Source organism: Streptomyces sp. CA-250714 (assembly GCF_050936705.1).
Taxonomy (GTDB): domain Bacteria; phylum Actinomycetota; class Actinomycetes; order Streptomycetales; family Streptomycetaceae; genus Streptomyces.
Genome location: NZ_JBNJMI010000001.1, coordinates 397784 through 423587, shown reverse-complemented (window position 1 = coordinate 423587; position 25804 = coordinate 397784). Strand labels below are relative to the sequence as shown.

Below are 25804 nucleotides of genomic sequence, written 5' to 3'. Positions count from 1 at the left end.
GGTCGCCGGGCGACGCGCCCTCGTACCGCGGCTACTCCGACACCACGCCCACCGTCTCCAGAATCCCGTAGACGCCGACGCCGAGGATGGCGATGCTGCTGAGGACCAGCGCGGCGGTCAGCCAGGGGTTGCCGCGGAAGCGCTTCGGTACGCCCGTGTAGCGCAGCCGCCAGACGGCGACGACGACGGCGAGCAGGAAGACGCCACCGCCGATACCGCCGATCTGCACCATCAGTACGGGCGACTGGACCCACAGGAAGAAGCAGGTCCACACCAGCGGCAGAGTCCAGGTGAGGATGCGGATCGTGCGGGTGCGGGAGCGTACGTCGGACCAGTCGATCACGCCGAGCAGTCCGAGGGTGTTGGTCCACAGCCGCGGTACGGAGGCGGTGGAGCCGATGAGAGTGGAGAAGAGGACGGCGAAGGCGCCTATGAGGAAGAGGTATTCGGCCCAGGGGCCCATGGTGTCGGTGTAGATCCGCGACAGCGTCGTGATCATCTGGTTGCCCTCGGGGACTAGGTCCTGCGGGTGCAGCACGGCCGCGCCGATGACGTAGAAGGACAGGGTGCACAGTACGCACACGGCCAGCCCGGTCAGCGCGTCCATCCGCATCACCTTGATCCAGCCGGTGGCCCGCCGGGCACGCTCCTCGCTGCCGTCGTCGGGGCCGGTCCAGCGGGCGTAGCCCTTCTCCAGGCACCAGTAGGTGTAGGTCGTCATCTCGTCAGCGCCGACGCCGGTGATACCGAAGACGGCGAGGGCGATACCGACGGTGCCGGCCGGGATCTCGAAGCTGAAGCCACTGCCGAGGTCCCCCGCGCCGTAGCCGAACTCCGTGCCGGGCAGGCCGACCGCGAGGCCGACCGTGACCACGGTGAAGATGATGACGGAGACCACACAGGCGCGTTCGACGAGGCTGTACTTGCCGGACTGGAGCAGGCCGATGGCGATGAGGGTGACGACGAAGGCCCACAGCGTGAGGGAGGCGGTGCCGAGCGGTTCCCCGACGACCGGCCACAGCACCGAACACACCGCGGCCGTACCACCGATGATGCCGCCGCGCTGGAACATCTTGGCGAAGTCCATACCGATCCAGAGCCAGTTGATCCAGCCCAGACGGCCGATACGGGGGCCGACCTCGCGATAACCCTCCAGCGCCGTAAGCCCGTTGAGGATGGTCCAGCGGGCGAGCTCCATCTGCACCCAGACCTTGACCGCGGTCGACACCACCACCAGCCAGAGCAGCGCGAAGCCGGCCTTGGCGCCGAGCGAGGTGGTGGTGATCAGTTCGCCGGAGCCGACGACGGCGGCGGACAGCACGAATCCGGGGCCGAGATGGCGTAGCCGGCCGCCGAGGGTGGTGGGCGCGGGCCGGGCGTCCTCGGCGCGCAGGGCGTACGGATCGGCCTGCGTGGGCGCCGCTGCGGGCGCGGGAGCGGTGGTGGACAAGGCGTTGTTCCTTTGCTGGATCCGGCGCCGTCGCCGGAGCGGAAGGGAAACGAGGGGGAGGTGGGGAGAGGGGGACGAGGAGGAGAGGCGGGGTGGAATGGGGCAGAGGGTGCGGGATCAGCCGGCCGCGTGGTGCGGAGGCTCACCGTCGAGGACCCGGAGGATGTCCTCGGCGATCATCAGCCCCATCGCGTGGTTGGCCTCCGGGGTGCAGGCGGCCATATGGGAGGTGAGGGTCACATGGGGTGCCGTGCGCAGGGGGTGTCCCGCCGGGAGCGGCTCGATCGCGAAGGCGTCGAGCGCGGCGGCGGCCGGCCGGCCGGAGCGCAGTGCCCCGGCCAGCGCGTCGTCGTCGACGAGACCGCCGCGCGCGGCGTTGACCAGGACCGCGCCGGGCTTCATGGCGGCCAGCCGTGCGGCGCCCAGCAAGGGCTCGGGCGCGGGCGGGAGATGCAGCGTGACGACATCGGCGCGGGGGAGCAGCGCGTCGAGCGGGGCCGGTTCGGCGCCTGCCGCACGGACCGCGTCGTCGGCCACGTAGGGGTCGTGCGCGAGCACCCGCATGCCGAACGCCTGCGCGTAGCCGGCGACGAGGCGGCCGATCCGCCCGAAGCCGACGACGCCGAGCGTCCTGCCGTGCAGCTCCGGGCCGAAGAGCTTGGGCCAGCGGCCCTCGGCGACCGCGGTGTGCGAGGCGGTGATCCGCCGGGTGGCGTCGAGGATGAGACCGAAGGTGTACTCGGCCACGGCACGGGAGTTGGAGCCGGGCGCGCAGACGACGGGGATGCCCCGGTCACGCGCTGCGGCGAGGTCGATGGTGTCGGTGCCCACGCCGTGCTTGGCGATGACCTTCAGCCGCGGAGCCGCGTCCATCACCTCGGCGGTGACCGGGTCCATCCCGGCGATCAGCGCGTCGGCGCCGGATATCCGCTCCAGCAGCTCCGCGTACGGCAGCGCTCCGTCGTCGTACGGCCGGACGGGGCCCGCTCCGCGCTCGGCGAGCAGGGCCCATGGCGCCGGCGAGTGCCGGGCGAAGGTCGGCGTGGTGATGAGGGTGGTGAAGCCCGGCGCGCTCATGTGCCGCTGCTCCGCGCTGCGGCGAGGTGCGCGGCGGCGGCCTGCTGGAGGTGGACCACATCCGACGAGACGGTGGCGAAGGTGAAGCCCTCGCCGAGGCGGCGGGCTGCGCTCGCGCCGTCGGCGTTGTGGATCCCGGCGGCGATCCCCGCGGCCTCGGCGGCCTTGCGGATCCGCGCGAGTGCCGCCTCGAACTCCGCGGCGACATCCGGGTCGGTCGAGGTCCGGCCGCCGATGGCCAGCCGCAGGTCGGAGGGGCCGACGTAGATGCCGTCGAGGCCGGGGGTGGCACAGATCTCCTCGACGCAGGCGAGCGCGTCGGCGGTTTCGATCATGGCGAGAACCGCGGTCTGCGCATGGGTGTCGGCCGGATCGGGGCCGATGCGCAGCTGCGCCCGCATCGGCCCGTACGAGCGGCGGCCGTGCGGCGGATACCGTACGGCGGCGACCGCGTCGGCGGCGTCCTGCGCGGTGTTGACGAGCGGCACGATGACGGCGGCGGCACCGGCGTCCAGGGCGCGCCCTATACAGGTGAGGTCGTTGGCCTCGACGCGGACGATGGCGACCGCGGTGGAGCCCCGGGTGTCGGTGGCGATCAGATTGTTGAGCAGCCCCTGGTAGCCGAAGAGGCCGTGCTGGGCGTCGAAGGCGAGATAGTCGTACCCGACCCGGGCCAGGCGCTCGGCGGCGACGGGGGAGTCGAGCAACGACCAGTAGCCGATGAGGCGCTGGCGGTTGCGCAGGGCGGTGGTGAACTGCGCGGCGGTGGTCATGGCGGAGTCTCCGGACGGAAGAGGAAAGCCTTGGGGCCCTGGATCAGCGGTTGTACGCGGGCATCGGTCCGCGCAGCGCGGCGCCGACGGCGTCGCAGGCGGCGGTCACATCGGCGGGCAGCGGACCGGCCTGCGCGGCGGCGATGTTGGCCCGCAGCTGCTCGGGCTTGGAGCCGCCGAGCAGCAGCGCATCGGTGGAGGGCCGGTCCAGCAGCCAGCGCAGGGCGAGTTCGGTGAGCGGGATACCGGCCTCGTCGGCGACGGCGATGAGCTGCGCGACGGCGGCGAACAGCTCCTCGTTCCAGTAGCGCTGCTTGTACATCGCCGCCAGGTTCGAGTCGCCGAAGCGGCCGGTGGCGGGGTCCGTGCCGAAGCGGTGCCGGCCGGTGAGGAGTCCGCCGCCCAGGGGGTTGTAGACCATGGTGCGCAGACCGCTGACGGCCGCGTACTCGACGTACTCCTCCTCGATCCGGCGGGCGAGCAGATTGTGCAGCTGCTGTGCGACGACCGGCCGCGGGGCGCCGACCTCGTCGGCGGTACGGGTCAGCTCCGCGATCTGCCAGGCGGCGAAGTTGGAGACACCCAGCGCGCGGATCTTCCCCTCGGCGACGAACTCCGCGACGGTCGCCAGGGTTTCGGCCAGTGGCGTACCGCGGTCCGGCTGGTGGAGATAGAAGAGGTCCACGTGATCGGTGCCCAGCCGCTTGAGGCTGCCGTCGAGCGCCGCGCGCAGTCCAGCGGGGGAGAGGGGAGCGTGTTCGCCCTGGTCGGGGTGGGGGATGCCGGCCTTGGTGGCGAGCACGATCCGGTCCCGCCGCCCTGGCAGCAGCTCGGCGAGTATCCGCTCGCTCTCCCCGCCCGCGTACCCGTTGGCGGTGTCGACGCCGGTGATACCGGCGTCGAGGGCGGCGTCCAGCATTCCGGCCGCACCGGCGCGGTCGACGGTGTCGCCGAACGTCATGGTGCCCAGGACCAGTCGGGACAGCGGTACGGGGACGGAGGGGAGGGCGATCTCCTGCCGGCCGGGGCGGGGGCCGGGGCCGGGGTCAGAGCCGGGGCTGGTGCCGGTGCTCACGAGCGGTTCCTTCCGATACGGGCCGATGCGGGGCCGTGCCGTGCGCCGCCCGTATCCGGGGTGGTTGGCGACGGCCGTTGTCGCGTGGAGGGCACGCTCGCACGCCTGCGCGTTTCACGCAAGAGTCTCGCGCGAATCGCGCACACTGTGCCATTATCGACGCGCACGGCGCAGTTGACCCCAGGCTTTCTGCGTGCGGTGCGCACATCCCGTGCGGAGCTGTGAAGGAGGTTCCCGTGTGCCGTTGGACTGGCGAGGCGTCGGTCGTGGCGCTCGCCGACGACCTGTCAGGGGCGGCCGAGGTGGCCGCGCTGCTCCGGCTGCCCGCACGGCTGGTCCTCGACCCGTCGGGCATCCGCGCACCCGAGGGCGGCCGCGCCGCAGTGGTCGCGGACCTCGACTCGCGGCAGGCGGAGAGCGGCACCGCGGCACGGGCCGTACAGACGGCGCTGGCCGGGGCACGCGCTGCCCGCACGCCCCGGCACGGGCAGACCCTCTGGTACAAGAAATCCGACTCGCTGCTGCGCGGAAACCCGGGAGCCGAGGCCGTCGCCTTCGCAGAGGGGGCCGAGGCCGTGGTGGTGGCCATGGCGCTGCCCGGCGCCGGACGGGTGGTGCGCGAAGGCGTGCTGTACGTCGACGGCGTACCGCTGCACGAGAGCGGCGCCTGGCGTGCCGAAGGGCGCACACCACCCCGGTCCGTCACCGAGGCATTCGCACCGCTGCCCACCGCCCAAGTACCGGTCGACGCCGTACGGCAGGGAGCCGGCGGCCTCGCCGTCCGGCTGGAAGCCGTGGCCGCGGACGGCCTGCACCCCCTGTGCGACGCCGAGACTGAAGCAGACCTGGCAGCGATCACCGAAGCCGCGTTGTCACTCGGACCGGGCTACCGGCTGCTGGGCAGCGGCGGACTGGCGGCAGCCCTCGGCAGGCACCTCGGAACCGGGGGGCCAGGACAGCAGGCCGGAGCAGGGCTCGGGCCTCTGACCGGGGCGGACGCCGGAGGTGCCGCCGGAGGTGCCGCCGGAGGTGCCGTCGGACAGCAGGAGCGCGCCCCGGCCACTCCTGGCCCGCTCCTTGTCGTCGCCGGGAGTGCGGAGCCCGTGGTGGGTACGCAGATCGCCCGGCTGGTGGCGGCCGGGGCACGGCATCTGCCGCTGGCGCTCCGGGCGCTGGCAGCCGGTGGGCCCGTACCGCTGCCGCCGCTCTCGTCCGGCGCCGTCACCGTCGTCTCCGTCGACGGGTCCCGCGGAGTCCGGCCCGACCAGGCGCGGTTGCTGGTGGCCGGGCTGGCGCGTACGGTCGCGGCGCTTCCCGGCCGGCCGGATCTGGTGCTGACCGGGGGAGAGACCGCCCGCCGGGTGCTCGATGCCGTGGGTGTCACGGCATTGCGGCCGGTCGGCGAGATCCACCACGGCGCCGTCCACTCCCGGACCGACGACGGGCGGTCGGTCGTCACCCGGCCCGGCAGCTTCGGCGGCCCCGACTCCCTCCACCGGATCGCCGCCGCGCTCCGCCCCCGGCTCCTGTCCCCGCCCGGGCCACCACCCTCACCGTCCCCGTCCGCACCGATGCCCAGCCCCTCGGCCGCACCGCCCCGTCAAGGAGTTACCCAGTGAACGCGCAGCAGCCCCTCCCTCTGATCGGCCTCACCATGGGTGACGGCGCCGGCGTCGGACCCGAGGTGATCGTGCCGGCGGCGCTGGACACCGGGACACTGCGCCGGTGCCGGCCCGTGGTGATCGGCGATGCCGTACGGCTGCGGGAGGCGGCCGGGATCCTCGGCGCCGACTGCGAGATCGTGGCCGTACGGACCCCGGCCGAGGCCGAGTTCACGCCGGGCCGGATCAACGTCGTCGACCTCGGGCTGCTGCCCGCGGGCCTGCCATGGGGCAGGCTCTCCGCCGAGGCGGGCCATGCCGCGTACGAGTACGTCAAGTGCGCCGCCGAACTCGCGGTCGCCGGCGAGATCGACGGTATCTGCACCGCGCCGCTCAACAAGGAGGCCCTGCACGCCGCCGGGCACCTCTACCCCGGGCACACCGAGCTGCTGGCCGAGCTCACCGGGGTGGAGGAGGTGTCGATGATGCTCTCCACCGAGAAGGTGAAGGTCATCCACGTCACCACCCATATCGGCCTGCTCGACGCGGTGCGCCGCATCGAACCGGGGCTGGTCGAGCGGACCGTACGCCGCGGTCACCAGGCACTGGTCCGGGCCGGCCGGGCGAACCCCGTCATCGGCGTCTGCGGTATCAACCCGCACGCCGGTGAGAACGGGCTGTTCGGCTACGGCGAGGAGGAGGAGAAGATCGTGCCCGCGCTGGAGAAGGTGCGCGAAGCCGGCATCGACGCGCGCGGCCCACTTCCCGCCGACACCGCCTTCTTCCTGGCCGCACGCGGCGACTACCACCTCATCGTGGCGATGTACCACGACCAGGGCCACGGACCGGTGAAGGTGCTCGGCATCGAGGCGGGGGTCAACCTCACCGTCGGTCTCCCGGTCATCCGCACCTCGGTGGACCACGGCACCGCGTTCGACATCGCCGGTACGGGCAAGGCCGAGGCCGGTAGCATGATCGAGGCCCTGCGGCAGGCCGCCGAGATGTCCACCGCTCGCTGAAACGGCCTACGACACAAGCTAGTTGACCCGGCGTCACGCCGACAACGACGGCTGTCACGCCGACAACGACGGCGTCACGCCGCCGACGACCCCCCCCAACCGCCGCCGCAACCGACGTACCGCGAAGGACACCCGATGCCGTCCAACGGATCCCAGGCCCGCCGCGAGGAGATCCTGCGACTCGCCACGACCACGGGGCTGGCCAGCGTCGAGGAGCTGTCGCAGCACTTCGGCGTGACCGCCTCCACCATCCGCCGTGACCTCGCCAGGCTCACCGCCGACGGCCGGCTCGCCCGTACGTACGGCGGGGCGATGGCGCTGACCGCCCACCCGGAGACCTCGCTCCGGCAGCGGACGGGCGAGGCCTACGGACAGAAGCGGGCCATCGCCAGGTGGGCGGCCGCGCAGGTGCAGCCGGGCGAGTCCGTGCTGCTGGACGCCGGGTCGACGGTGGGGGCGCTGGCGCACGAACTGCGCACGGTCAAGGACCTCACCGTGGCCACGACCGGGCTGACGGCGCTGCACGAGCTGGCGGATGTCGAGACCGTCCATGTGGAGTGCCTGGGCGGAACGTTGCGGCCGGTCAGCCAGGCGTTCGTGGGCCCGCTGACCGAAGCGGCACTGGAACGGATGACGTTCGACCGGGTCTTCCTGTCCGCGGACGGAGTCACGGCGGACAACGGGATCTGCGAGGCCGAGCTGCGGCAGACCCGGCTGAAGGAGCTGATGGCGCGCCGGGCCACGCACATCTACGTACTCGCCCACGCGGCGAAACTGGGCCGGGCTCCGTTCCACGCGTGGGCCGCTCTGCCGTCCGGCTGGACGCTCGTCACGGACGGGGCGGCAAGCCCCGCGGAGGTGGAGAAGTTCACCGCGCGTGGCGTACGCGTGGTGCGCGCTGAGCCGGTCGAAGAGCTGGGCCCGGAGTCGGCCGCGGCCCGCTGATGCCTCGTACGCGCAGCAGCGGGCCACGGTTCCGGTCCCGGTCCGGCCGCTGCCTCAGGCGTTGGGGTCGAAGGGTATGCCGTCCGGTTTCGCCTCCGACAGATGGCTGTTGAAGGCGCCGTCCTTGATGCCCAGCGTGGCGCTGCCGAAGTCGGCTCCGGCCAGCTTGTCGCGCAGGCCCTCGGGGTAGCCGTCCCAGCCGACGAGGGAGGGGTACTGCCAGGCGCCCCGGTGGTTCTCGGGCGGCTCGTCACCGCCGTCGTTCTTCGCCGCGCGGAAGCAGTGGGTGCTCACCCCGTCCTTGTGGTACACGACCTTGGGGTGAGTGCCCTCGAAGGGCAGCGCGTCCTTGCTGTGCACGGTGAATCCGCCGTGGTTGGACGTCGAGACGTACTCGACCTGGTCGTTGTGCACCCAGACCACGACGTGCTCCCAGTCGTGCCGGTGCCCCGCGCTGCCGCCGCCCAGCGCGGCCTGGTCCTTCTCGAAGTAGGAGGCGTAGACGACGGCGCACCAGTCGTTGTTGCACTTGGTGCGGGAGTACCCGTTCGTGTTCTCCAGGTCGGACTCGTCGTGGCAGTTGCCGTTGACGTCACCGCCGATCTTCAGACCCGGAGCGATGGTGCCGTCCGGGCCGATGGCGGGTGTCGCGTAGCAGCCGTCCGTGTCGTAGTCGTAGGCGGGCTGGAACTTCTTCTCCAGCTCGGACGCGTTTCCGGGCAGCGCCTGTGGCGGGTCGGCCAGCGCCGTACCCGGCAGCCCGACGACCAGAGCAAAGGCCCCGACCACGACGGCCGGGGCCTTCTTGCCCCATCCTCCGGCCCGGCGGGGCCGACCGGCAGGGGCGTCTTGCGGGGTTTTCGCCTCTCTCATGTGCGCACTCCATGGTGGGGGGTGAGTTGCTCGACTCACGCTGCCGCGAGTTGGCGCACCTGCCAAGAGGGCCGAACACGTTGCCAGTTACCGCTGTCCGCGTGCCCCTGCCGAAAGTCAGGGGTGCTGCTGTCTTTCGTGGGTGCTGGGCGCCGGGCGCCACTTCCTACGCTTCCGAGCATGATCCGTACACATCGGGCGGCGGCCGCTCTGCTGGCCGTCGCCGCGCTCACCACGACAGCCTCGGCCTGCGCTTCCGCGGAGGGGGCGGCTGCGGAGAACCGTCCCGCTGCCTCCAAGGCGGCGGCCGCGAAAAGCAGTACACGACTGGCCGTTCCGAAGCCGACGGGGGACTGGGCCGTCGGGAGGGACACCCTGCATCTGACGGACAAGGAACGCCGCGATCCCTGGGTGCCGTCGGCGGGCGCCCGCCGGCTGATGGCGTCGGTCTTCTACCCCGCCCGGCGCGACGGCGGCCACGGCGCACGCGCGCCGTACATCTCCAGCAAGGAGGCCGAACTGCTGCTCAAAGGCATCAAGTTGGACAAGCGGTTCGAGCCGGGGCTGCTCAGCTCCGTCCGTACGAACGCCCGCACCGGCGCCCGCCCTGCCCCGGGCAGGCATCCGCTTATCGTGCTCTCACCGGGCTTCACCCTGCACCGCGCCACCCTGACGACGCTCGCGGAGGAGCTGGCTTCGCACGGCTACGTCGTCGCGCTGCTGGACCACGCCTACGAGTCCTTCGGTACGACCTTCACCGGTGAGGGCCGCACACCTGGGGCGGGCGGCGGAGCCGCGCGCACCCTGACCTGTGTCGCGTGCGAGACGATCGAGGGCGCGCCGAACGACGAGGCGGAGAGGAAGCTGCTGGCCAGGGCGGCGCGGAACCGGGCGGCCGACATCTCCTTCGTCGTCGACGAGTTGACCACCCCGGCGAAGGACGGACGGCAGCGGTCCCACCGCTACGCGGAGCTCATCGACCCCCGTCGTATCGGTGCCGCGGGCCACTCGCTCGGCGGCAACGCGGCGGCGGTGGCCGCGGGCACCGACCGCCGCATCCGGGCCGCCGTCAACGCGGACGGCACCTTCTTCGCGCCCGTACCGCAGGCGGGCACCCGGCGTCCGATACTGATGCTCGGCACCAGGGAAGGGCACAACCCGCGGGCGGACGACGCGACATGGCCGCGCACCTGGCAGCGCCTGCACGGCTGGAAGCGGTGGCTCACGGTGGCCGACTCCGGACACTTCACCTTCATCGACCTGCCGATCCTGGGCGGGCAGGCCGGTTACACCGACCCCTCGGCGCCGCTGTCCGGCAAGCGCTCGGGGGAGATCACCACCCGCTATACGACGGCGTTCTTCGACCGCCACCTACGCGGTCTTCCCCGGCCACTGCTGGACGGTCCCTCGAAGGAGAACCCGGAGGTGGCCTTCCACACGCCGTGACGGCGGCGCACGGCGCGGCTGCCGCCGGTGCGCCGCCTGTGCCAGGGGTGTGTCCGGCGGATCTTGCTTGGCCCTCTGCGTTGTTCCGGGAAGGGGGTGCCCCTGTCCGACGCTTGCGGGCTGCGGCTACGTCGTGGCTTGTGGGGGCACCTCCCGGCCGGAGGCTGGGGGAGCAGTTCCCCGCGCCCCTTACGGGGCGCTGTACTGCCGGGTGAGCCTGCGGTGCAGGCCGCGGGTGAGGCGTACCCGGTCCACGCGGAGGGTGAGCTGGGGGTCGTCCAGCGGCTTGGCGTACATCTGGACAGCTCCGCGGCGCCAGCGTGCCGCACCCTGCGGCAGGGCGGGCGGACACACGGGGAGGGTGTGGCGCCAATTGGCCGCGGCGATCTGCAGCGTGGCCGTCCACCGCCCGGGCGGCAGGGTGTCGAGGGGCAGTTCTGCCGAGAACCGGCCGTCGTCCTGGAGGAGTACGGGGAAGTCGGCGTCGGCAAAGCTGTCTGCGTCGGCGGACGCCAGCCGGACGAAGGCGATTCCCGGCGGCCGGCCGAGGACGTTCGTCCGGCCGCCGATGCGCAGGGCCGAGCCGTGCCACTCGGCAACGTCCGTTTCCAGGGACAGTTCCTTGCTGAGGCGAGCGGCGGGAAGGTGCTCGAGCCGCAGGGTGAGGTTACCGAAGGGGGTGGCGTAGATCCGGGCTGTCCGTATTCCTCCGGCGCCGTCGTCGGTCAGGCAGGTGAAAGGGCACACCCCGGCTTCCGGGTCGCGTTGATTGCCCAGCCGTATCGTCTTGGCGAGTCCGTTCACGGTGAGGCGCAGATGCAGGTCCCAGAATCCGTCCGGCAGCGCTGCTTCGCTTCCCTTGCCGTCGAGGAGATCCAGCTCCGCCTCGAAAGCATCTCCGTCGAGGCGGACTTCGGCGTGCTGCGTCCGGGCGTCCTTTCCACGGTGCTGGAGGAACACATCGACTGTCTTTCCGGTGTGCTCCGTCTGCTGCAATGCCGCACGACCGCTCAGCCGCAACCGGGTCCCGGTGAAAGAGAAAGCGGATACGTGGTGGATGAGGTCGAGATGCTCCGTCACATCGAACAATGCGGTGGGGCTCTTGGAACGGGCTTCGCGCTCCGCCGGATAGTGCGCGAGCGCCCGCCCCTGAGAGATATGGATACGGAACGGCATGTGGCTGTTTCCCGGCCGCGCGTGGGCCAGCAGTTCTTCCAGGGCGCCGTGCCGGGCGAGATGGCAGCGCAGCCGCTGGATGGGACGCAGCCGGGGCCAGAAGGAGTCGCAGTCGTGTTCCGCGACAAGTCTGTGCATACGGGCGAACTCGCGGTGCCGGACCGCTTCTTCTGTTTCTCTGCTCAGGAAAAGAAAGGCGCCTTGCAGCTCCACCGCGAAGTGCCGCAACAGGAGTGCATCGCGTCCCGGCCCGGGCTCCAGCTCGGTCCGTAGCAGCTCACACACCCGGTCGAGGGAGTCGAGAACCGGCTCGGTCCTGTTCGTCTGGGTCAGATGCTGGCCGTCGGGGCGCCGCACAAGGTAGTAGCAGTCGTAGTCGGCGACCACGGAGATGCGGCGTGCGCGCAGGTAGGCGAGCGCGGTGAAGGGCTGGTCCTCGCCGACCCGCAACCCGGTGTCGAAGCGCAGCTGGAGCCCGTCGAGCAACTCCTTGCGGAAGAGCTTCTGGACGGAGAGCGCCCAGTAGACACGCGAGGCGAACAGATCGGCTTCGGGCTGGTTCGCGCGGAACATGGAGCGCGGCACCCGGCGTCCCACCGAGGCGATCTTGCCGAGTACGACATCGGACCTGTTCTCCTCCGCCATGGTGGTGAGCCGCTGCAGCGCTTCGGGGGCGAGGTAGTCGTCCGCGTCGAGGAAGAACACGTACCGCCCACTGGCCAGGTCCAGGGCCCGATTGCGCGGGGCGGAGGGACCGCCGGAGTTCTCCTGATGGATCACCCGCAGCAGCCCGGGATGCCGCGCGGCCATGAGATCCAGTTCGTCCGCGGTGCCATCGGTGGAGCCGTCGTTCACGACGATCATCTCGATGCGACCGGGGTCGAGAGACTGCTGCGCGACAGAGGCGACGCAGCGCTTCAGATAGGGGAGCGCATTGTAAGCAGGAGTTATGACGCTTACGAGATTTTTCGAGTCATCCATGGACAGAAGGTGCCCATTCGGGCGTACCTCTGCCATGGGGACGCGGCGTTCGGGTGAATCCGACCCCGAGACCGACAATTTCGGCACGGAGTGTGGGACGCCGCCAACTCAACGTGACGTGGGCGTGCTGTCCAGACGGTACGACGCGGAGCGGCCGACCGAGGGCGCCGCTGCCGCGGCGCCGGGCGTGCACAACGCGGCGGCTGCCCCGTCACCGGATGGTGAGGGGCAGCCGCCGCGTTGCGGGGTCGTCGGCTCAGTACGGGCCGTTGACGTTGTCGATCGAACCGTAGCGGTTGGCTGCGTAGTTGCAGGCCGCGACGATGTTGGCGACCGGGTCGCGCTGGTCGTAGGCGGTGCCCTCGACGTGGAAGGAGTCGAAGGTCGGCTTGATCACCTGGAGCAGACCGATGGACGGGGTGCCGTTCTGGGCGTTGATGTCCCAGTTGTTGATGGCGTTGGGGTTGCCACCGGACTCCCGGATGATGTTGCGGTGGATGCCCTGGTAGGTGCCCGGGATGCCGTGCTGCTTCATGATGGTCAGCGCTTCCTTGATCCAGCCGTCCAGGTTGGTCGACTGGGTCTTGTGCACGGTGCTGCCGGTCCGCTCGGCCGAGCTGCGGTCGGCCCGCTTGGGCGCGCTGCTCCGCTCGGCGGGGGCCGAGGAGGCGTCCAGGGTCAGCTTCTGGCCGGGACGGATCAGGTCCGGGTCGCTGCCGACGGTCTGCTTGTTGGCCTTGTAAAGGGTGGACCAGCCGCCCTTGATGTCGTGGTCCACGGCGATGTGGTGCAGCGTGTCGCCGGGGACAACGGTGTAGGAGTCGGCCTTCTGCTCGGTCTTCGCCTGCGCGGCGGCACCGGCCTGGGTGGACTGGGCCTGCTTCTGCTGGGCCTTCGCCGGCGCGGAGGCGTGCGCGCTGCCCGCGGTCAGCAGGGGAGCGGCGATCGCAGCGCCACCCGCGACCAGGGCGAGCGAGAGCTGGGAAATACGGCGGGTACTGCGCGATTTACGGGCATGACGGCCACGTGGCATGGGGGTGTCCTCTCCTGGCGCCTGCGAGGTGAGCTGTCGGATTCGGGCTGGAGTGGCCCGGCCATTCCAATGCGCGAGGCGCATTGGGCATGACTTCACCCCTAGCCGGGCCGCTGGATGCGGCACGGCACGTACTTGGGTCCCCCGCTCCTGCCGAGCGGTCTGGTGCGAATTTCCCTCGCCGGGCGGCAGGATTCGGCGCCCCGGCAGTGGGAGCTCCAGCCGGTTACGGAGGCCGGAGCGAGGACACAGAAACACAAGGCATTGTTCCGAGCAAGGAGCTCGAATCGAATGCGGAGTATCCCCGGTAAATGATCTCGGAATTCTTCAACGCTATGCTGTGGATCATTTTCTGAGCGTGAAAGGCCGAACCGAGGGGTATTTCGAAAAGCGCGCAGCAAAAGGTTTCTTGACGTGCAGTCAGAAGATCTTGCCCATGTCCCGGGTGTGCTGGTGTGTTTCCTGACACAGCGAATACGAAGGAAGGGTAAGTCCTTTATTTCCGGATATTGCTGCCTGAAGAGGGGTTAATGCGTGCGGTTCTCGGGCCGTTCCGCCGCGCCTCGTGGGCTCATGGTCAGGGCACCTCCGGCAGGCCGGGCCCTGCGCAGCGCACGTCGGCGCGGGGCACTCGTCCTCCGACGAGGTAGGCCGCCGCGGTGCCGTCGACGCAGGCGTTGCCCCGGCTGGCGAAGACGCCGTGCGAGTAGTCGTTGTCGAGGGTGACCAGCCGGGAGCCGGGCAGCAGCCGTCGTAGCCCACGTGCACCCTCGATCGGCGTTACGGGGTCGTGTGCGGAGGCGACCAGCAGGAGCGGCGGCGCGTCGGCGCTGCCGAGCGGAGTGCGGTGCGCCGGCCTGTGGTGCCAGTAGGCGCAGGTGGACGCCTCCATGCCGGTCAGCACGGGCTGAGGGTCGAGGTGGCGGGTGCGGCGGATGTCCGCCAGGATGTCCCGCGGGCCGGGCGCCGGACCGTCGGCGCACTTGACGACCCTGTTCGCGGCCTCGTAGTTCCGGGACGACGGACTGTCGAACGGGGAGTCCGGCACGAGCGCGCCGAGAGTGCCCTCCCGCAGATAGCCGCGCAGTCCGTCGGCGAGCCCGGCCCAGCGTTCGGTGCGGCCCAGTGCGCGGTAGACGGCGCGATCGAACTCCGCCGGGCCGAAGCCGTCCACCGGCTCCCCGGCGAGTCCCCGCCGTACGTGCAGATAGGCGCGGCGCACCGCTCCGGCGCTGTCGCCCAGGCCGAAGCGGTCCTGGTGGGCGGCCGTCCAGGAGAAGAAAGTGTCGCGCTGGCGCAGTAGCGCCCGGCTCTGGACGACGTCGAAGTCGTACCAGTCCCACGGGCCGACCACGCTGTCCAGCACCATGCGCCCGACACGGTGGGGGAAGCGTGCGGCGTAGGCGGCGCCGAGGTAGCTGCCGTAGGAGACGCCGAGAAAGTTCGTCTTCCGTTCGCCGAGCGCGGCGCGGATCGCGTCCATGTCGTGCGCTGTCTGCTCGGTGGACATATGGGGCAGCGCGCCGCCCGCACCCGCGGCGCAGTCGTCGGCCAACGCTCGCAGCGAGGTGAGATAGCCGCGTTCCGTCGCGGCGTCGGTCGGTACGGGATCTGCGCCGGGCTTGGTGAAGAGTCCGCCCATCGGACCGCAGTCGACGGGTGTGCTGGCGCCGACGCCGCGGGAGTCGAAGCCGATGACGTCGTACGCGCGGCGCACGCTCTCGGGGAGCTTGGCCCGCTTGGTGGTGGCGTAGGAGAGGCCGGAGCCTCCCGGTCCGCCGGGATTCACCAGCAGTGCGCCGCGCCGCTCGCCCGGGGCGCCGGACGCGCGTATTCGCGAGACCGCGACCTCGATGCGCTTCCCGCGTGGACGGTCCCAGTCGAGCGGCACGCTCAGCCGTGCGCACTCGACGCGGTCCGGCGCCGACGGCCGCGGTACGGAGTCCGGGCAGGTGCCGAAGTGGAGTGCCGGGGCCGGGCTCTCCGCCCGGACGGGACCGGACGGGGCAAGGGTGGCGGCGGAGAGCAGGGCGCACAGCAGGGCGACGCGGTGCGGGGGAGTGGCCACGGTGATTCCTCGGAGCTCGACCAGCGGGTGACAATGAAAATGATTATCGTTACGGTTGCTCTGCGCAACCCGCCGCCCTGCCCTGCGGGGCGGCTCCGGGGCCGTTGCGTCCGTTCTGCATGAAAAGGGGAGTTGTGGCTCATCTGCTGATGGTCGAGAGCTGGGTCGGATCGATGAGCAGGCTGCTGCCGCAGGCGATCCGCGAGAGCGGGCACGAGTTCACCTTCCTCACCCGTGACCTGCACCACTACCTGCGCTCGGCCTCCGAGGGCACGGCTCATCCACTGCTGGGCGCCCGCAACCTGCTCACGGCCGAAACCAACGACACCGAAGGGCTGTTGCCGCACATCGAGCGGCTGCACCAGGTCCTCGGCTTCGACGGTGTACTCACGTCCTGCGACTACTACCTGTCCACGGTGGCGCGGATTGCCGAACACCTCGGTCTGCCGGGGCCGGGGGCCGAGGCCGTGGAGGGCGCCTGCCGCAAGGACGTCACGCGCCGCCTCCTGGCCGACGCCGGAGTGCCCGGGCCGCGCTTCGCCGTCCACCGGGAACGGGCCGACCTCGTGCGTGCCGCCCGGGAGATCGGCTTTCCGCTGGTCGTCAAGCCCGTCGACCTGTGCGCCGGAATGTACGTACGCCGGGTGGCGGACGAGGCCGAACTCGCGGCGGCCTGCCAGGCGCTGGCCGACTTCCCCGTCAACGCGCGCGGCCAACACCGGGCGCCCCAGGTGCTGCTCGAAGAGTTGCTGGACGGCCCGGAGGTCAGCGTCGAGACCGTCTCGTACGCCGGGTCGGTCCATGTGGTCGGGGTGACCGACAAGAGCGTCGGCGGCGCCCCCGCCTTCATCGAGACCGGTCACATGTTCCCCGCCGCGCTGAGCCCCGCGGAGACCGAGGCCGCCGAGCACACCGCGCTGGACGCCCTCAAGGCGCTGGGACTGACCGACGGCGTGGTGGCACACACCGAGATCAAACTGACCTCCGCGGGCCCGCGCGTGGTCGAGGTCAACCCGCGGCCCGCCGGTAACCGCATCACCGAGCTGATCCGCCATGTGACCGGCATCGATCTGGCGGCGGCCTTCGTCGAGGTCGCGCTGGGACGGGAACCCGATCTGCGGGTCACCCCGACCGGACTGCGCAGCGCCGCCATCGGCTTCTTGGTGCCGCAGACCACCGGCACGCTCGAAGTGCTGGACGGCAGTGCCACGCGGGAGGCGCCGGATGTGCTGGAGGTGCAACTCGCCGCACCCGGCAAGGCGGTGCGGTCGGCCGGCAGCAACAACGAGTACCTGGGGCACGTCATGGCCGGCGACGCCGCCGGGCCCGGAGCCCGCGAGCGCGTCGAGGGACTGCTCGCCGAGCTGCGGGAGGGGCTGGTGATCCGATGACCGCCGCCACCGGTACGCGCGCTGCATACGCGGCACCGCACCACGAGACGTATGCGCAGCTCGTGGACCGGGTGCGGGAGGGAGCGCTGGGCCCCGATCCGAGCGCACAGCGCATAGCCGTGGCCTTCACCACCCGGCAGGCCGTACGGCACGACGGGCGCGGCACCGGCTACCGCAACGAGGTGCTCAGCCTGCGCCTGGCCGGGGCCGTCGGCTCGTGCGCGGTCGAGCCCGGTGCGCTGCCCGAGAGCGCCCTGGACGACTGCGTGGGCGCCGACGTGCGCCGACTCCTGGACCACCCGCTGCTGCCGGTGCGCGTGGCGGCCCTGGACGCCTATCTGATGCACGTCACCCCGCACACCCCGGATCACGGGGCACGCCCGTACCCGCTGCCCCGCGGCTCCTCGCTGGTCAAGTCGCGGGCCAGGGCCGAGGCCGTCGTCGAGCTGCTGGACCTGCCGCCGGGCGCCGAGGTGCTGGTGGTCGGCGTCGTCAACTCCCTCCTGGAGGCGCTGCGGTCCCGTGGGCTCGGCTACGTCCCGTGCGATCTCAAGGGCGGGGTCACGGAGTGGGGTGAGCCCGTCGTCACGGACGCGCTCGCCGCGGCGGACAGGTGCGACGCGCTGCTCGTCTCCGGTATGACGCTGGGCAACGGCACCTTCGAACCCCTGCGGCAGCACGCGCAGCGGTACGGCAAGCAACTGGTCACCTTCGCCCAGACCGGAAGCGCCGTACTCCCCCGGTTCCTCGGCCGGGGGGTCAGCGCGGTCTGCGCGGAGCCGTACCCCTTCTTCTGGCTCGACGGCGGCCCCGGAGTCGTCCACCGGTACCGCACGTCCGACGCCGCCCCCGGCGACGGTACGTGTCCGGGAGGCGACCGATGACCGCGACCGCCGTCCGCGCCACCGTCCGCCAGGAACTCCTCAGCCTCGTCGGCCGTACCCCGCTGGCCCGGATCACCGCGGAGCTGCCCGGGCCCCACCCCGGTTTCTGGGCCAAACTCGAAGGGCTCGCGGCCGGCGGGATGAAGGCCCGCGCCGCCGTCTCCATGCTCCTGGGAGCCCGGGAACGCGGCGAACTGCGGCCCGGAGCCCCGGTGGTGGAGTCCACCTCCGGCACGCTCGGACTCGGCCTGGCCTTCGCCGGGCAGGCGCTCGGCCACCCCATCGTGCTGGTCGGTGACAGCGAACTGGAGCCGTCCATGCGCCAGTTGCTGCGCGCCCACGGCGTCCGTCTCGAACTGGTCGACCGCCCGGCACCCGAGGGCGGCTGGCAGGCCGCCCGCCTCGCCAGGCTCCGGGAGCTGCTGGCTGTCCTGCCCGACGCCTACTGGCCCGACCAGTACAACAACGCCGACAACACCGCCGGTTACGCCTCGCTGGCCGCCGAACTCGCCGCACAGCTCGACCACCTCGACATCCTGGTGTGCAGCGTCGGCACCGGCGGCCACAGCGCGGGCGTCATCGGTCCGCTGCGCCGGCACTGGCCCGGGCTGCGGCTGATCGGCGTCGACGCCACCGGCTCGACCATCTTCGGGCAGCCCGCGCGGCCCCGGCTGATGCGCGGCCTCGGCAGCAGCATCCATCCGCGCAACGTCGCCTACGACGCTTTCGACGAGGTCCACTGGGTCGGGCCCGTCGAGGCGGTGGACAGCTGTCGCCGGCTCGCCCGCTCCAGCTTCGTCAGCGGCGGCTGGAGCACCGGCGCCGTCGCCCGCGTCGCCGCCTGGGCAGCGCGGGTCCACCCCGGCGCCATCGTCGCCACCGTCTTCCCCGACGGGCCGCACCGCTACCTCGGGACGGTCTACGACGACGACTTCACCACCGCACACGGACTCGACCCGGCAGCGGCGGCCGGCCGGCCCGTGGAGATCCCGTACCCGTACGCGGCGGAGGCCACCGGCTGGGTGCGGTGCACACGAGTCACCGACCCGGTCAAGACCCCCGCCGGCCCGCATCCCTCGGAAGAGAACCTGTGAAGGCAACCCAGCGCACCGTCCGCCTCGAACTCACCGAACCGCTGCGCATCTCCCGCTCCACCATGGCGGCACGCGACGCCGTGTGGCTGACCCTCGAACACGACGGGCAGACCGGCCACGGCGAAGCCGTCACCAGCGTCTACTTCGGCCTCGACACCGACACCCTCGCCCGGCACATCGCGGCGCTGGGCGCGTACGCCGTCCGCTTCAGCACGCCGGAGAACGCCCTGGAGGCCCTGTGGGCCGGAGAGCCGGCCGGCCAGGACATACCACCGGCCGTGACCGCGGCCGTCGAGGCCGCGCTCCTCGACCTCGTGGGCAAGCGCGCGGACCGGCCCGTGCACCGCCTGCTCGGCGCCCCCGCCGCACCGGTGGCCGCCACCGCCCGCACCATCGGCATCACCACCCCCCTGCGCGCCGCGGCCCAGGCCCGCTGCCTGGCCGCCGACGGCTTCACACTCCTCAAGGTCAAGGTGGGCGCCGCCGATCCGCAGGACGACGTGGAGCGCGTCCGCGTCATCCGCGACGCGGCACCACGCGCCCGGCTGCTCATCGACCCCAACGGCGCCTGGACCGTCCCGCAGGCCCGGGCCCTGCTGCCACGCTTCGCACAGCTCGGCGTCGAAGCCGCCGAACAGCCCACAGCGCCGGGCGACCCGGAAGCCCTGTGCGCCCTCGCCCGGCGCGCCGAACTGCCCGTCATCGCCGACGAGGACGCCGTCGACCTGGCCGGTGTCCGCCGGCTCGCGGGGCGGGTGCAGGGCGTCAACGTCAAGCTCGCCAAATGCGGGGGAGTGCAGGCGGCGCTGCGTATCGCCGAACTGCTCGACGGCAGCGGTACGGAGCTGATGCTCGGCTGTCTGACCGCCAGCAGCCTGGGCCTCGCGCCCGCCGTCCACCTCGCCGACCGCGCCCGCTGGGCCGACCTGGACGGGCACCTGCTGCTCGCCCACGACCCGTGGACCGGCATCGGAGGGCACGACGGTCACGTACGCGCCGGCGACGCGCCCGGACTGGGAGTGCGCCTCGTGCACGCGGGGGAGGTGCGGCGTGAAGACGTGGCGTGAGGTCTGCGGCTTCCCGGTCGCGGTCCGCCTGCTGCTGGTCAACCAACTCGGCGTCAACATCGGCTTCTACCTGCTCATCCCCTACCTCGCCACCCATCTCGGCCAGAACCTGGGGATGTCGGCCGCAGTCGTCGGCATCGTCCTCGGCGTGCGCAACCTCAGCCAGCAGGGCCTGTTCCTCATCGGCGGCTCCGCCGCCGACCGGCTGGGCGCCCGCGGCGTGATCATCGCCGGCTGCGTCCTGCGCACCCTCGGGTTCGCGCTGTTCGCGCTCGGCGACAACCTGCCCGTGCTGCTGGCGGCCTCCGTGCTCAGCGGGCTCGCCGGAGCCCTGTTCAACCCCGCCGTCCGCGCCTACCTAGCCCAGGAGGCGGGAGAGCGCAAGGCCGAGGCGTTCGCCCTGTTCAACGTCTTCGCCACCACCGGCGCACTGGTCGGCCCGCTGCTCGGCAGCGCGTTGCTGCTCGTCGACTTCCGGGCGTCCGCGCTGACGGCCGCGGGCATCTTCGCCGTCCTCACCGTCGCGCAGGCCCTGGTGCTCCCGGCCCGCGAGGTGGCACCTGGCAAGGGCGGCGTACTCGCCGACTGGCGCGAGGTGCTGGGCAACCGCGCCTTTCTGGCGTTCGCCCTCGCCATGGTCGGCATGTTCACCCTGGAGAACCAGCTCTACCTGCTGCTACCCGACGGAGCACGGCAGGCCACCGGCTGGGACGGGGCGGCCGGCATCGTCTTCCTCACCGGAACCGTCGCCAACCTCGCCCTCCAGCTCCGTCTCACCCGCGCCCTCAAACACCGCGGCCACCGGGCACGCTGGATCGCGGCCGGACTCGCCCTGATGGCGCTGGCGTTCCTGCCGCCCATGGCCGTCGCGGGGTCGCCCGGCAGCCCCGACGGCGCGGCCGAGGTGGTGCTGCGCACCCTGCCCGTGCTGTTGGGGGCGCTGCTGCTGTACCTCGGCATCATGATCGCCCAGCCGTTCGTGATGGAGCTGATCCCCGGTTTCGGACGGCCGGAGCTGACCGGCACCTACTACGGGATCTTCTACGTCGTCTCCGGCGTCGCGGCAGCGGTCGGTAACACCGTCGTCGGCTGGGCCATGGACACCGGTGAACAGGGCGGCGGTTGGCTCCCCTGGGCGTGCTGCGCCCTCTTCGGGCTCGCCTCCGTACTCGGCGTGGCCTGGCTGCACCGGCTCGACGCCCTGCCGACCCCGAAAACCGCCGTGACCACGGCCGCCTGAGAAAGCGACAGCAGTCATGACGAGATCCCCCGCGCTCACGCGCCCGCAGCCACCGAACCTGCTCACCGACAACCCGGAGCTGTACGAGGCCCGCTTCCCCGACCCGGACCGGCTCGCCGCACGCTGGACGGAGGACTGCCTGCGGCGGCACGGCGCCGGCCCGCGCGTCCTCGACCTGGGCTGCGGCACCGGCCGCGACGCCGCCCACCTGCACGGCGCCGGCCGCACCGTCACCGGCGCCGACCTCTCCACGGCGATGCTCGCCCACGCCCGGGCCCACCACCCCGGCCCCACGTACGTCACCGCCGATCTGCGCGGCTTCGACCTGGGGCGGGACGCCTTCGACGCGGTGGTGTGTCTCGACAGCGCACTGCTGTACTGCCACACCAACGAGCAGCTGGAGGGCTTTCTGTCCTCCTGCCGGAACGCGCTCGCCCCCGGCGGGCTGCTCGTCGCCGAAATGCGCAACGGTGCCTACTTCCTGGGCCGCACCGACCTGCTCGACGCGCCCGCCGAGAACGAGTTCGGATGGCAGGGCGCCGTCCACCGCTCCATCACCACCCTCACGGTGGACCGTACGGCCCAACTGCTGCGCCGTACCCGGGTGTGGACCACGGACGACGGTTCGCCGCCCGTCGAGCAGCACTCCGCATGGCGGCTGCTCTTCCCGCAGGAGCTGCGCCACCTCCTGGCCACGCACGGCTTCGACGTGCTCGACCTCCACGACGGGCCAGGACCGCGCACCGAACCCCCATGGCGCGAGGGCCTGCCACTGGGCACGGCGGCCGACGCGGACCGGCTGCACGTGGTGGCGCGACTCAGGGAGCCTCCCGGCTGCTGAGGGCCGCACCCCCCTGATCGCGCCACGCCGCCCGTGCGCCGGCCCGATGCCGCCTCTCAACCCGCCCGATGCCGCCTCTCACCCCGCCCCGCCGTGGGCGACGACACCCCAAGGAATGCGTATGCAGTCAGAACCCAACCGCCGCCGGCCCGCTGTGGACCCGCACCGCTTCCCCGGCCTGCACCGCCGTGGCTTCCTCGCCGCCACCGGCGCCGCCTCGCTCGGTGCCGTCGCCCTCACCGGCTGCGGCGGCTCCGGCTCCGGTGCCGGGGACGACGGGGGGAAGCCCAAGCGCGGCGGCCGACTGCGCGCCGCGTTCGCAGGCGGCGGCGCCAGCGAGACGCTCGACCCGCATCTGGCCAACCTCTTCGCCGACGTGGCCCGGGCCAAGGCCCTCTTCGACAAGCTGGCCGACTACGGATCCGATCTGTCCGCGCGCCCACGCCTCGCCGAGAAGTGGGAGGCCAACAAGGCCATGGACCGCTGGCAGGTCACCCTGCGCAAGGCCGCCTTCCACGACGGGAAGCCGGTGACGGCCGACGACGTGCTCTACAGCTACCGCCGGATCGCCGACCCGAAGAAAGCGTTCCGCGCCAAGGCGTCCCTGGAACCCATCGACCTGGACGCCAGCCGCGCCACCGGAAAGCGGAGCATCGAGTTCGTCCTCAAGCGCCCCACCGCCGAGTTCCCCAACATCCTGGCCGCGTTCGGCGCCTACATCGTGCCGAAGGACTCCGGCTCCGGCGGCTCGGCGTCCTTCGACAAGAAGCCGGTCGGCTCAGGCCCGTTCCGCTTCGTCTCCTTCAAGCCGGGCCGCTCCGCCGTCTTCCGCCGCAACGACGACTACTGGGACGGTGCCCCGCACCTGGACGAGCTGGAGATCCTCGTCGCCAACGAGGAGTCCGCGCGGGTCAACGCGCTCCTCGGCAAGCAGGTCGAGTACGCACACGAACTCAACCCCACCACAGCCCGCGGACACGAGGGCAAGGGACAGATCGAGATCGTACGGCTGCGCAACAGCGCCATGCAGGCCTTCGCGATGAAGACCGACCGGCCGCCCTTCGACGACAAGCGGGTACGCCAGGCGTTCTTCCTCATCGCCGACCGCAAGGAACTCCTCAAGGGAGCCCTCTCGGGCATGGGGGAGATCGGCAACGACCTGTTCGGCAAGGGCTACGAGTACTACGCCGACGATCTGCCGCAGCGCGAGCAGGATCTCGACCGCGCCCGCGCCCTGCTCAAGAAAGCCGGAGCCGAGAAGCTCGAAGTCACCCTCGACACCTCGTCGGTCGCGGCCGGATTCACCGAAGCGGCCAGCATCTTCCGCGACCAGGCGAAGAAGGCCGGAGTCACCGTCAAGGTGAAGATGGGCAGCAAGGACTCCTACTGGGCGGACATCATCGACAAAGGCACACTCTGCTGCTACCGCTCCGGCGCCATCCCCATCGAGTCACACATCTCCCAGCGGCTACTCACCAACTCCTCCACCAACGCCACCCAGTGGCACCACAAGGACTTCGACGAGCTCTACCAGCAGGCCCAGTCCACCCGGGACAAGAAGGAGCGCGCCGCCGTCTACACGCGCATGCAACGACGCCTGTACAAGGAGGGCGGCTTCCTCGTGTGGGGCTTCGCCGACTGGATCCTCGGTACGGCACGCAACATGCGGGGAGTGCAGCGGGACGCGCCCGCCAACACCCTCGACTGGGCCCGCTTCGACAAGGTGTGGCTCGCGTGAGCGGACTGCGCTCCTTCGTCGCCCGGCGGCTGCTGCTCGGTGCCACCCAGATCGTGGCCGTGGTGCTGCTGGTCTTCGCGCTCACCGAGGCGCTGCCGGGCGACGCGGCGGTCGCACTCGCCGGGGACCAGCCCGACCCGGCTCGCATCCAGGCCATCCGGGAGACGATGGACCTGGACCGGCCCGCGCTGGTGCGGCTGGTGGACTGGGCCGCGGGTCTGCCACGGGGAGACTTCGGCACCTCCCTGACCTCCGGCAGACCGGTCGCCCAGTACATCGCCGACGGCTTCGGCCCCACCCTGCTGCTGGCCGTACTCACCGTGCTGCTGCTCGTCCCGGCCGGACTCGGGCTCGGCGTGCTGGCGGCCCGGCACGCGGGGCGGGCCGTCGACAAGCTGGTCAGCTCCGTGACGCTCGCCGTGTACGCCGTCCCCGAGTTCGCGCTCGGCGTGCTCCTGGTGACCGTCTTCGCGCTGAAGCTGGGCTGGGTTCCGCCGACAGCCGTCGGCCGGAGCACCGACCTGCTCACCCACCCCGCCACCCTGGTGCTGCCCGTCCTGGTCCTGCTCTCCCGGCCGGTGTGCTCGGTGGCCCGCCTGGTGCGCGCCGGCATGGTCGAGGCGCTGGCCTCCCCGTACGCGGAACACGCCCGCCGCTACGGCGTCCCCGACCGTCGTGTCCGCTACGCCCACGCCCTGCCCAACGCCGTCGCCCCCGCCGTCCAGCACCTCGCGCGCACCATCGACTGGCTGCTGAGCGGCGTCATCGTCGTCGAGGCCCTCTTTGTGATCCCCGGGCTGGGAACCGTCCTGCTCACGGCCGTCGCCGAGCGCGACGTTCCCGTGGTGCAGGGCCTCGCCGTGGTGTTCGGCGTGCTGACCGTCCTGCTCAACCTCGGCGCGGATGTGGTCACTCACCGCCTCGCCCCGCGTTCGGAGGTGGCCGCATGACACCCTCGGCACCGCCCACCGCACCCCGACCGGACGCGGACCCGGCTCCCCGCCAACGTGCGGACCGGGCACCCCGACAGCGCCGGGTGCACCCCGTACGGCGCCACCTGGGACGCTACGCGCTCGGACTGACCGTCATCGCCGTACCCCTCGTCCTCGCCGTCCTCGGACCGGTCTTCGCGGGCGGTACGGGAGAGCGCGGCGCATCCTTCACCGTCGGGGACGGCCACTGGCTCGGCACCGACTTCGTGGGCCGCGACGTATGGCAGCAGGCGCTGCACGGGGGCCGTCCCGTGCTGCTCACCGCGCTCGCCGCGACCTTCCTCACCTACCTGGTGGCGCTGCCTGCGGGGCTCATCAGCGCCCTCACCCGTCGCCGCTGGCTGGAAGAGCTGCTGATGCGGCCGCTGGATGTGCTGCTCGCCGTCCCGTCCCTGCTGCTGATCCTGCTGGTGGCCTCGGTCCTCACCCCCGGAGCCGCCGGACTCGCCCTGCTGGTCGCGCTGGTCAACGTCCCGGATGCCGCCCGTATCGTGCGGGCCGCCTGCGCCGAGGCCGCCGCCCGCCCCGCGGTGGAAGCGCTGCGCATGCAGGGCGAGACATGGTGGCGGATGGCCGTCGGCTATGTGGGCCGCAGCGTGCTGCGCACTCTGGTCGCCGACCTCGGCACCCGGCTGACGGGCGTGCTGTATCTGGTGGCCACGGCCGCGTTCCTGGGCGTCGGCGTCGCGCCGGATGCCGCCGACTGGGCGGTCATGGTCGACCGCAACCGCACCGGACTGTTCGTACAGCCCTGGGCGGTGGTGGTGCCCGCACTGTTGATCGTCGCCCTGACGATGGGCAGCAACCTGCTCTTCGACGCGGCACTGAAAGCGCCCGGGCGGAGCCGGGGAGAAAGGAAGCGACGGCTGTGACCCACCCGCACGAGACGGGCGGCCCCGCGGGCCCGGCGACATCGACGGGCCGGACGGGCCCGGCCCGCCCCGATGGCTCGACCCGCCCCTCCGGGCGGGAGCCCGGCCCGTCCGACCCGCTCCCCGAACTGCCCGGCCCGCCCTCCGGTCCGGCTGACCCCGCTGGCC

The 25804-nt window shown here is 71.8% G+C and carries 21 protein-coding genes and 1 riboswitch; of the genes, 13 read left to right on the top strand and 8 right to left on the bottom strand.

Translation table 11 applies throughout. The features are described 5' to 3' along the window. Window positions 1-31: 31 nt before the first annotated feature. From ACQEU8_RS02025 to ACQEU8_RS02010, 4 genes are all read right to left on the bottom strand, one after another. Complete coding sequence (locus tag ACQEU8_RS02025; protein WP_433096112.1) at window positions 32-1450, bottom strand: Nramp family divalent metal transporter; 1419 nt, start codon at window positions 1448-1450, stop codon at window positions 32-34. Between the two features lie 117 nt (window positions 1451-1567). Further along, window positions 1568-2527 (bottom strand): phosphoglycerate dehydrogenase, encoded by a 960-nt coding sequence (locus ACQEU8_RS02020; protein WP_433096110.1) that lies wholly within the window; start codon window positions 2525-2527, stop codon window positions 1568-1570. Further along, complete coding sequence (locus tag ACQEU8_RS02015) at window positions 2524-3300, bottom strand: HpcH/HpaI aldolase family protein (RefSeq protein WP_433096108.1); 777 nt, start codon at window positions 3298-3300, stop codon at window positions 2524-2526. Before ACQEU8_RS02015 ends, ACQEU8_RS02020 begins: the two co-directional genes overlap by 4 nt. Window positions 3301-3343: 43 nt before the next feature. Continuing rightward, on the bottom strand, window positions 3344-4375 hold the full coding sequence (locus tag ACQEU8_RS02010; RefSeq protein ID WP_433096106.1) for an aldo/keto reductase: 1032 nt from the start codon (window positions 4373-4375) through the stop codon (window positions 3344-3346). Window positions 4376-4611: 236 nt separating this feature from the next. On the opposite strand from ACQEU8_RS02010, the gene ACQEU8_RS02005 reads away from it, so the two are divergent. The 3 genes from ACQEU8_RS02005 to ACQEU8_RS01995 all read left to right on the top strand — a co-directional run bounded on the left by ACQEU8_RS02005 (window position 4612) and on the right by ACQEU8_RS01995 (window position 7940). Further along, window positions 4612-5994 (top strand): four-carbon acid sugar kinase family protein, encoded by a 1383-nt coding sequence (locus ACQEU8_RS02005; protein WP_433096104.1) that lies wholly within the window; start codon window positions 4612-4614, stop codon window positions 5992-5994. Then, a complete protein-coding gene (gene pdxA / locus ACQEU8_RS02000; protein WP_433096102.1) occupies window positions 5991-6995 on the top strand; it encodes a 4-hydroxythreonine-4-phosphate dehydrogenase PdxA in 1005 nt (334 codons plus the stop codon). The genes ACQEU8_RS02005 and pdxA overlap by 4 nt, the downstream gene beginning before the upstream one ends. 135 nt (window positions 6996-7130) lie before the next feature. Beyond that, window positions 7131-7940 (top strand): DeoR/GlpR family DNA-binding transcription regulator, encoded by an 810-nt coding sequence (locus tag ACQEU8_RS01995; RefSeq protein ID WP_433096100.1) that lies wholly within the window; start codon window positions 7131-7133, stop codon window positions 7938-7940. A 54-nt stretch (window positions 7941-7994) separates the two neighbouring features. Here ACQEU8_RS01995 and ACQEU8_RS01990 read toward each other — a convergent pair whose 3' ends face one another. Next, window positions 7995-8813: an NPP1 family protein gene (locus ACQEU8_RS01990; protein WP_433096098.1), complete on the bottom strand. Its 819-nt coding sequence runs from the start codon at window positions 8811-8813 to the stop codon at window positions 7995-7997. 180 nt (window positions 8814-8993) lie between these two features. On the opposite strand from ACQEU8_RS01990, the gene ACQEU8_RS01985 reads away from it, so the two are divergent. Then, entirely contained in the window at window positions 8994-10259 is a 1266-nt protein-coding gene (locus ACQEU8_RS01985; protein ID WP_433096096.1) for an alpha/beta hydrolase family protein, read from the top strand. Window positions 10260-10448: 189 nt separating this feature from the next. Here ACQEU8_RS01985 and ACQEU8_RS01980 read toward each other — a convergent pair whose 3' ends face one another. The 3 genes from ACQEU8_RS01980 to ACQEU8_RS01970 all read right to left on the bottom strand — a co-directional run bounded on the left by ACQEU8_RS01980 (window position 10449) and on the right by ACQEU8_RS01970 (window position 15517). Continuing rightward, window positions 10449-12416 carry a glycosyltransferase family 2 protein gene (locus tag ACQEU8_RS01980; RefSeq protein ID WP_433096094.1) on the bottom strand — a complete coding sequence of 656 codons (1968 nt, stop codon included), beginning with the start codon at window positions 12414-12416 and terminating at the stop codon, window positions 10449-10451. A 256-nt stretch (window positions 12417-12672) separates the two neighbouring features. After that, window positions 12673-13449: a transglycosylase SLT domain-containing protein gene (locus ACQEU8_RS01975; RefSeq protein WP_433096092.1), complete on the bottom strand. Its 777-nt coding sequence runs from the start codon at window positions 13447-13449 to the stop codon at window positions 12673-12675. 4 nt (window positions 13450-13453) lie between these two features. Continuing rightward, window positions 13454-13627: riboswitch (cyclic di-AMP (ydaO/yuaA leader) on the bottom strand. Between the two features lie 399 nt (window positions 13628-14026). After that, window positions 14027-15517: an alpha/beta fold hydrolase gene (locus tag ACQEU8_RS01970; RefSeq protein WP_433096090.1), complete on the bottom strand. Its 1491-nt coding sequence runs from the start codon at window positions 15515-15517 to the stop codon at window positions 14027-14029. A gap of 134 nt (window positions 15518-15651) precedes the next feature. On the opposite strand from ACQEU8_RS01970, the gene ACQEU8_RS01965 reads away from it, so the two are divergent. The 9 genes from ACQEU8_RS01965 (at window position 15652) to ACQEU8_RS01925 (ending at window position 25636) form a co-directional block, all read left to right on the top strand. After that, window positions 15652-16908 carry an ATP-grasp domain-containing protein gene (locus ACQEU8_RS01965; protein ID WP_433096088.1) on the top strand — a complete coding sequence of 419 codons (1257 nt, stop codon included), beginning with the start codon at window positions 15652-15654 and terminating at the stop codon, window positions 16906-16908. Further along, window positions 16905-17792, top strand: a complete 888-nt coding sequence (locus ACQEU8_RS01960) for a Rossmann-like domain-containing protein (protein ID WP_433096086.1) — start codon at window positions 16905-16907, stop codon at window positions 17790-17792. The genes ACQEU8_RS01965 and ACQEU8_RS01960 overlap by 4 nt, the downstream gene beginning before the upstream one ends. After that, window positions 17789-18886 (top strand): PLP-dependent cysteine synthase family protein, encoded by a 1098-nt coding sequence (locus ACQEU8_RS01955; protein ID WP_433096084.1) that lies wholly within the window; start codon window positions 17789-17791, stop codon window positions 18884-18886. Before ACQEU8_RS01960 ends, ACQEU8_RS01955 begins: the two co-directional genes overlap by 4 nt. Next, on the top strand, window positions 18883-19953 hold the full coding sequence (locus tag ACQEU8_RS01950) for a mandelate racemase/muconate lactonizing enzyme family protein (RefSeq protein WP_433096082.1): 1071 nt from the start codon (window positions 18883-18885) through the stop codon (window positions 19951-19953). The genes ACQEU8_RS01955 and ACQEU8_RS01950 overlap by 4 nt, the downstream gene beginning before the upstream one ends. Further along, complete coding sequence (locus ACQEU8_RS01945; protein ID WP_433096080.1) at window positions 19937-21193, top strand: MFS transporter; 1257 nt, start codon at window positions 19937-19939, stop codon at window positions 21191-21193. The genes ACQEU8_RS01950 and ACQEU8_RS01945 overlap by 17 nt, the downstream gene beginning before the upstream one ends. A gap of 16 nt (window positions 21194-21209) precedes the next feature. Continuing rightward, window positions 21210-22034, top strand: a complete 825-nt coding sequence (locus ACQEU8_RS01940) for a class I SAM-dependent DNA methyltransferase (protein ID WP_433096078.1) — start codon at window positions 21210-21212, stop codon at window positions 22032-22034. A gap of 121 nt (window positions 22035-22155) precedes the next feature. Then, a complete protein-coding gene (locus ACQEU8_RS01935; protein ID WP_433096076.1) occupies window positions 22156-23772 on the top strand; it encodes an ABC transporter substrate-binding protein in 1617 nt (538 codons plus the stop codon). Continuing rightward, window positions 23769-24722, top strand: coding sequence for an ABC transporter permease (locus tag ACQEU8_RS01930; protein WP_433096074.1), 954 nt, complete (start codon window positions 23769-23771; stop codon window positions 24720-24722). The genes ACQEU8_RS01935 and ACQEU8_RS01930 overlap by 4 nt, the downstream gene beginning before the upstream one ends. Further along, window positions 24719-25636, top strand: a complete 918-nt coding sequence (locus tag ACQEU8_RS01925; RefSeq protein ID WP_433096072.1) for an ABC transporter permease — start codon at window positions 24719-24721, stop codon at window positions 25634-25636. The genes ACQEU8_RS01930 and ACQEU8_RS01925 overlap by 4 nt, the downstream gene beginning before the upstream one ends. Window positions 25637-25804 lie beyond the last annotated feature (168 nt).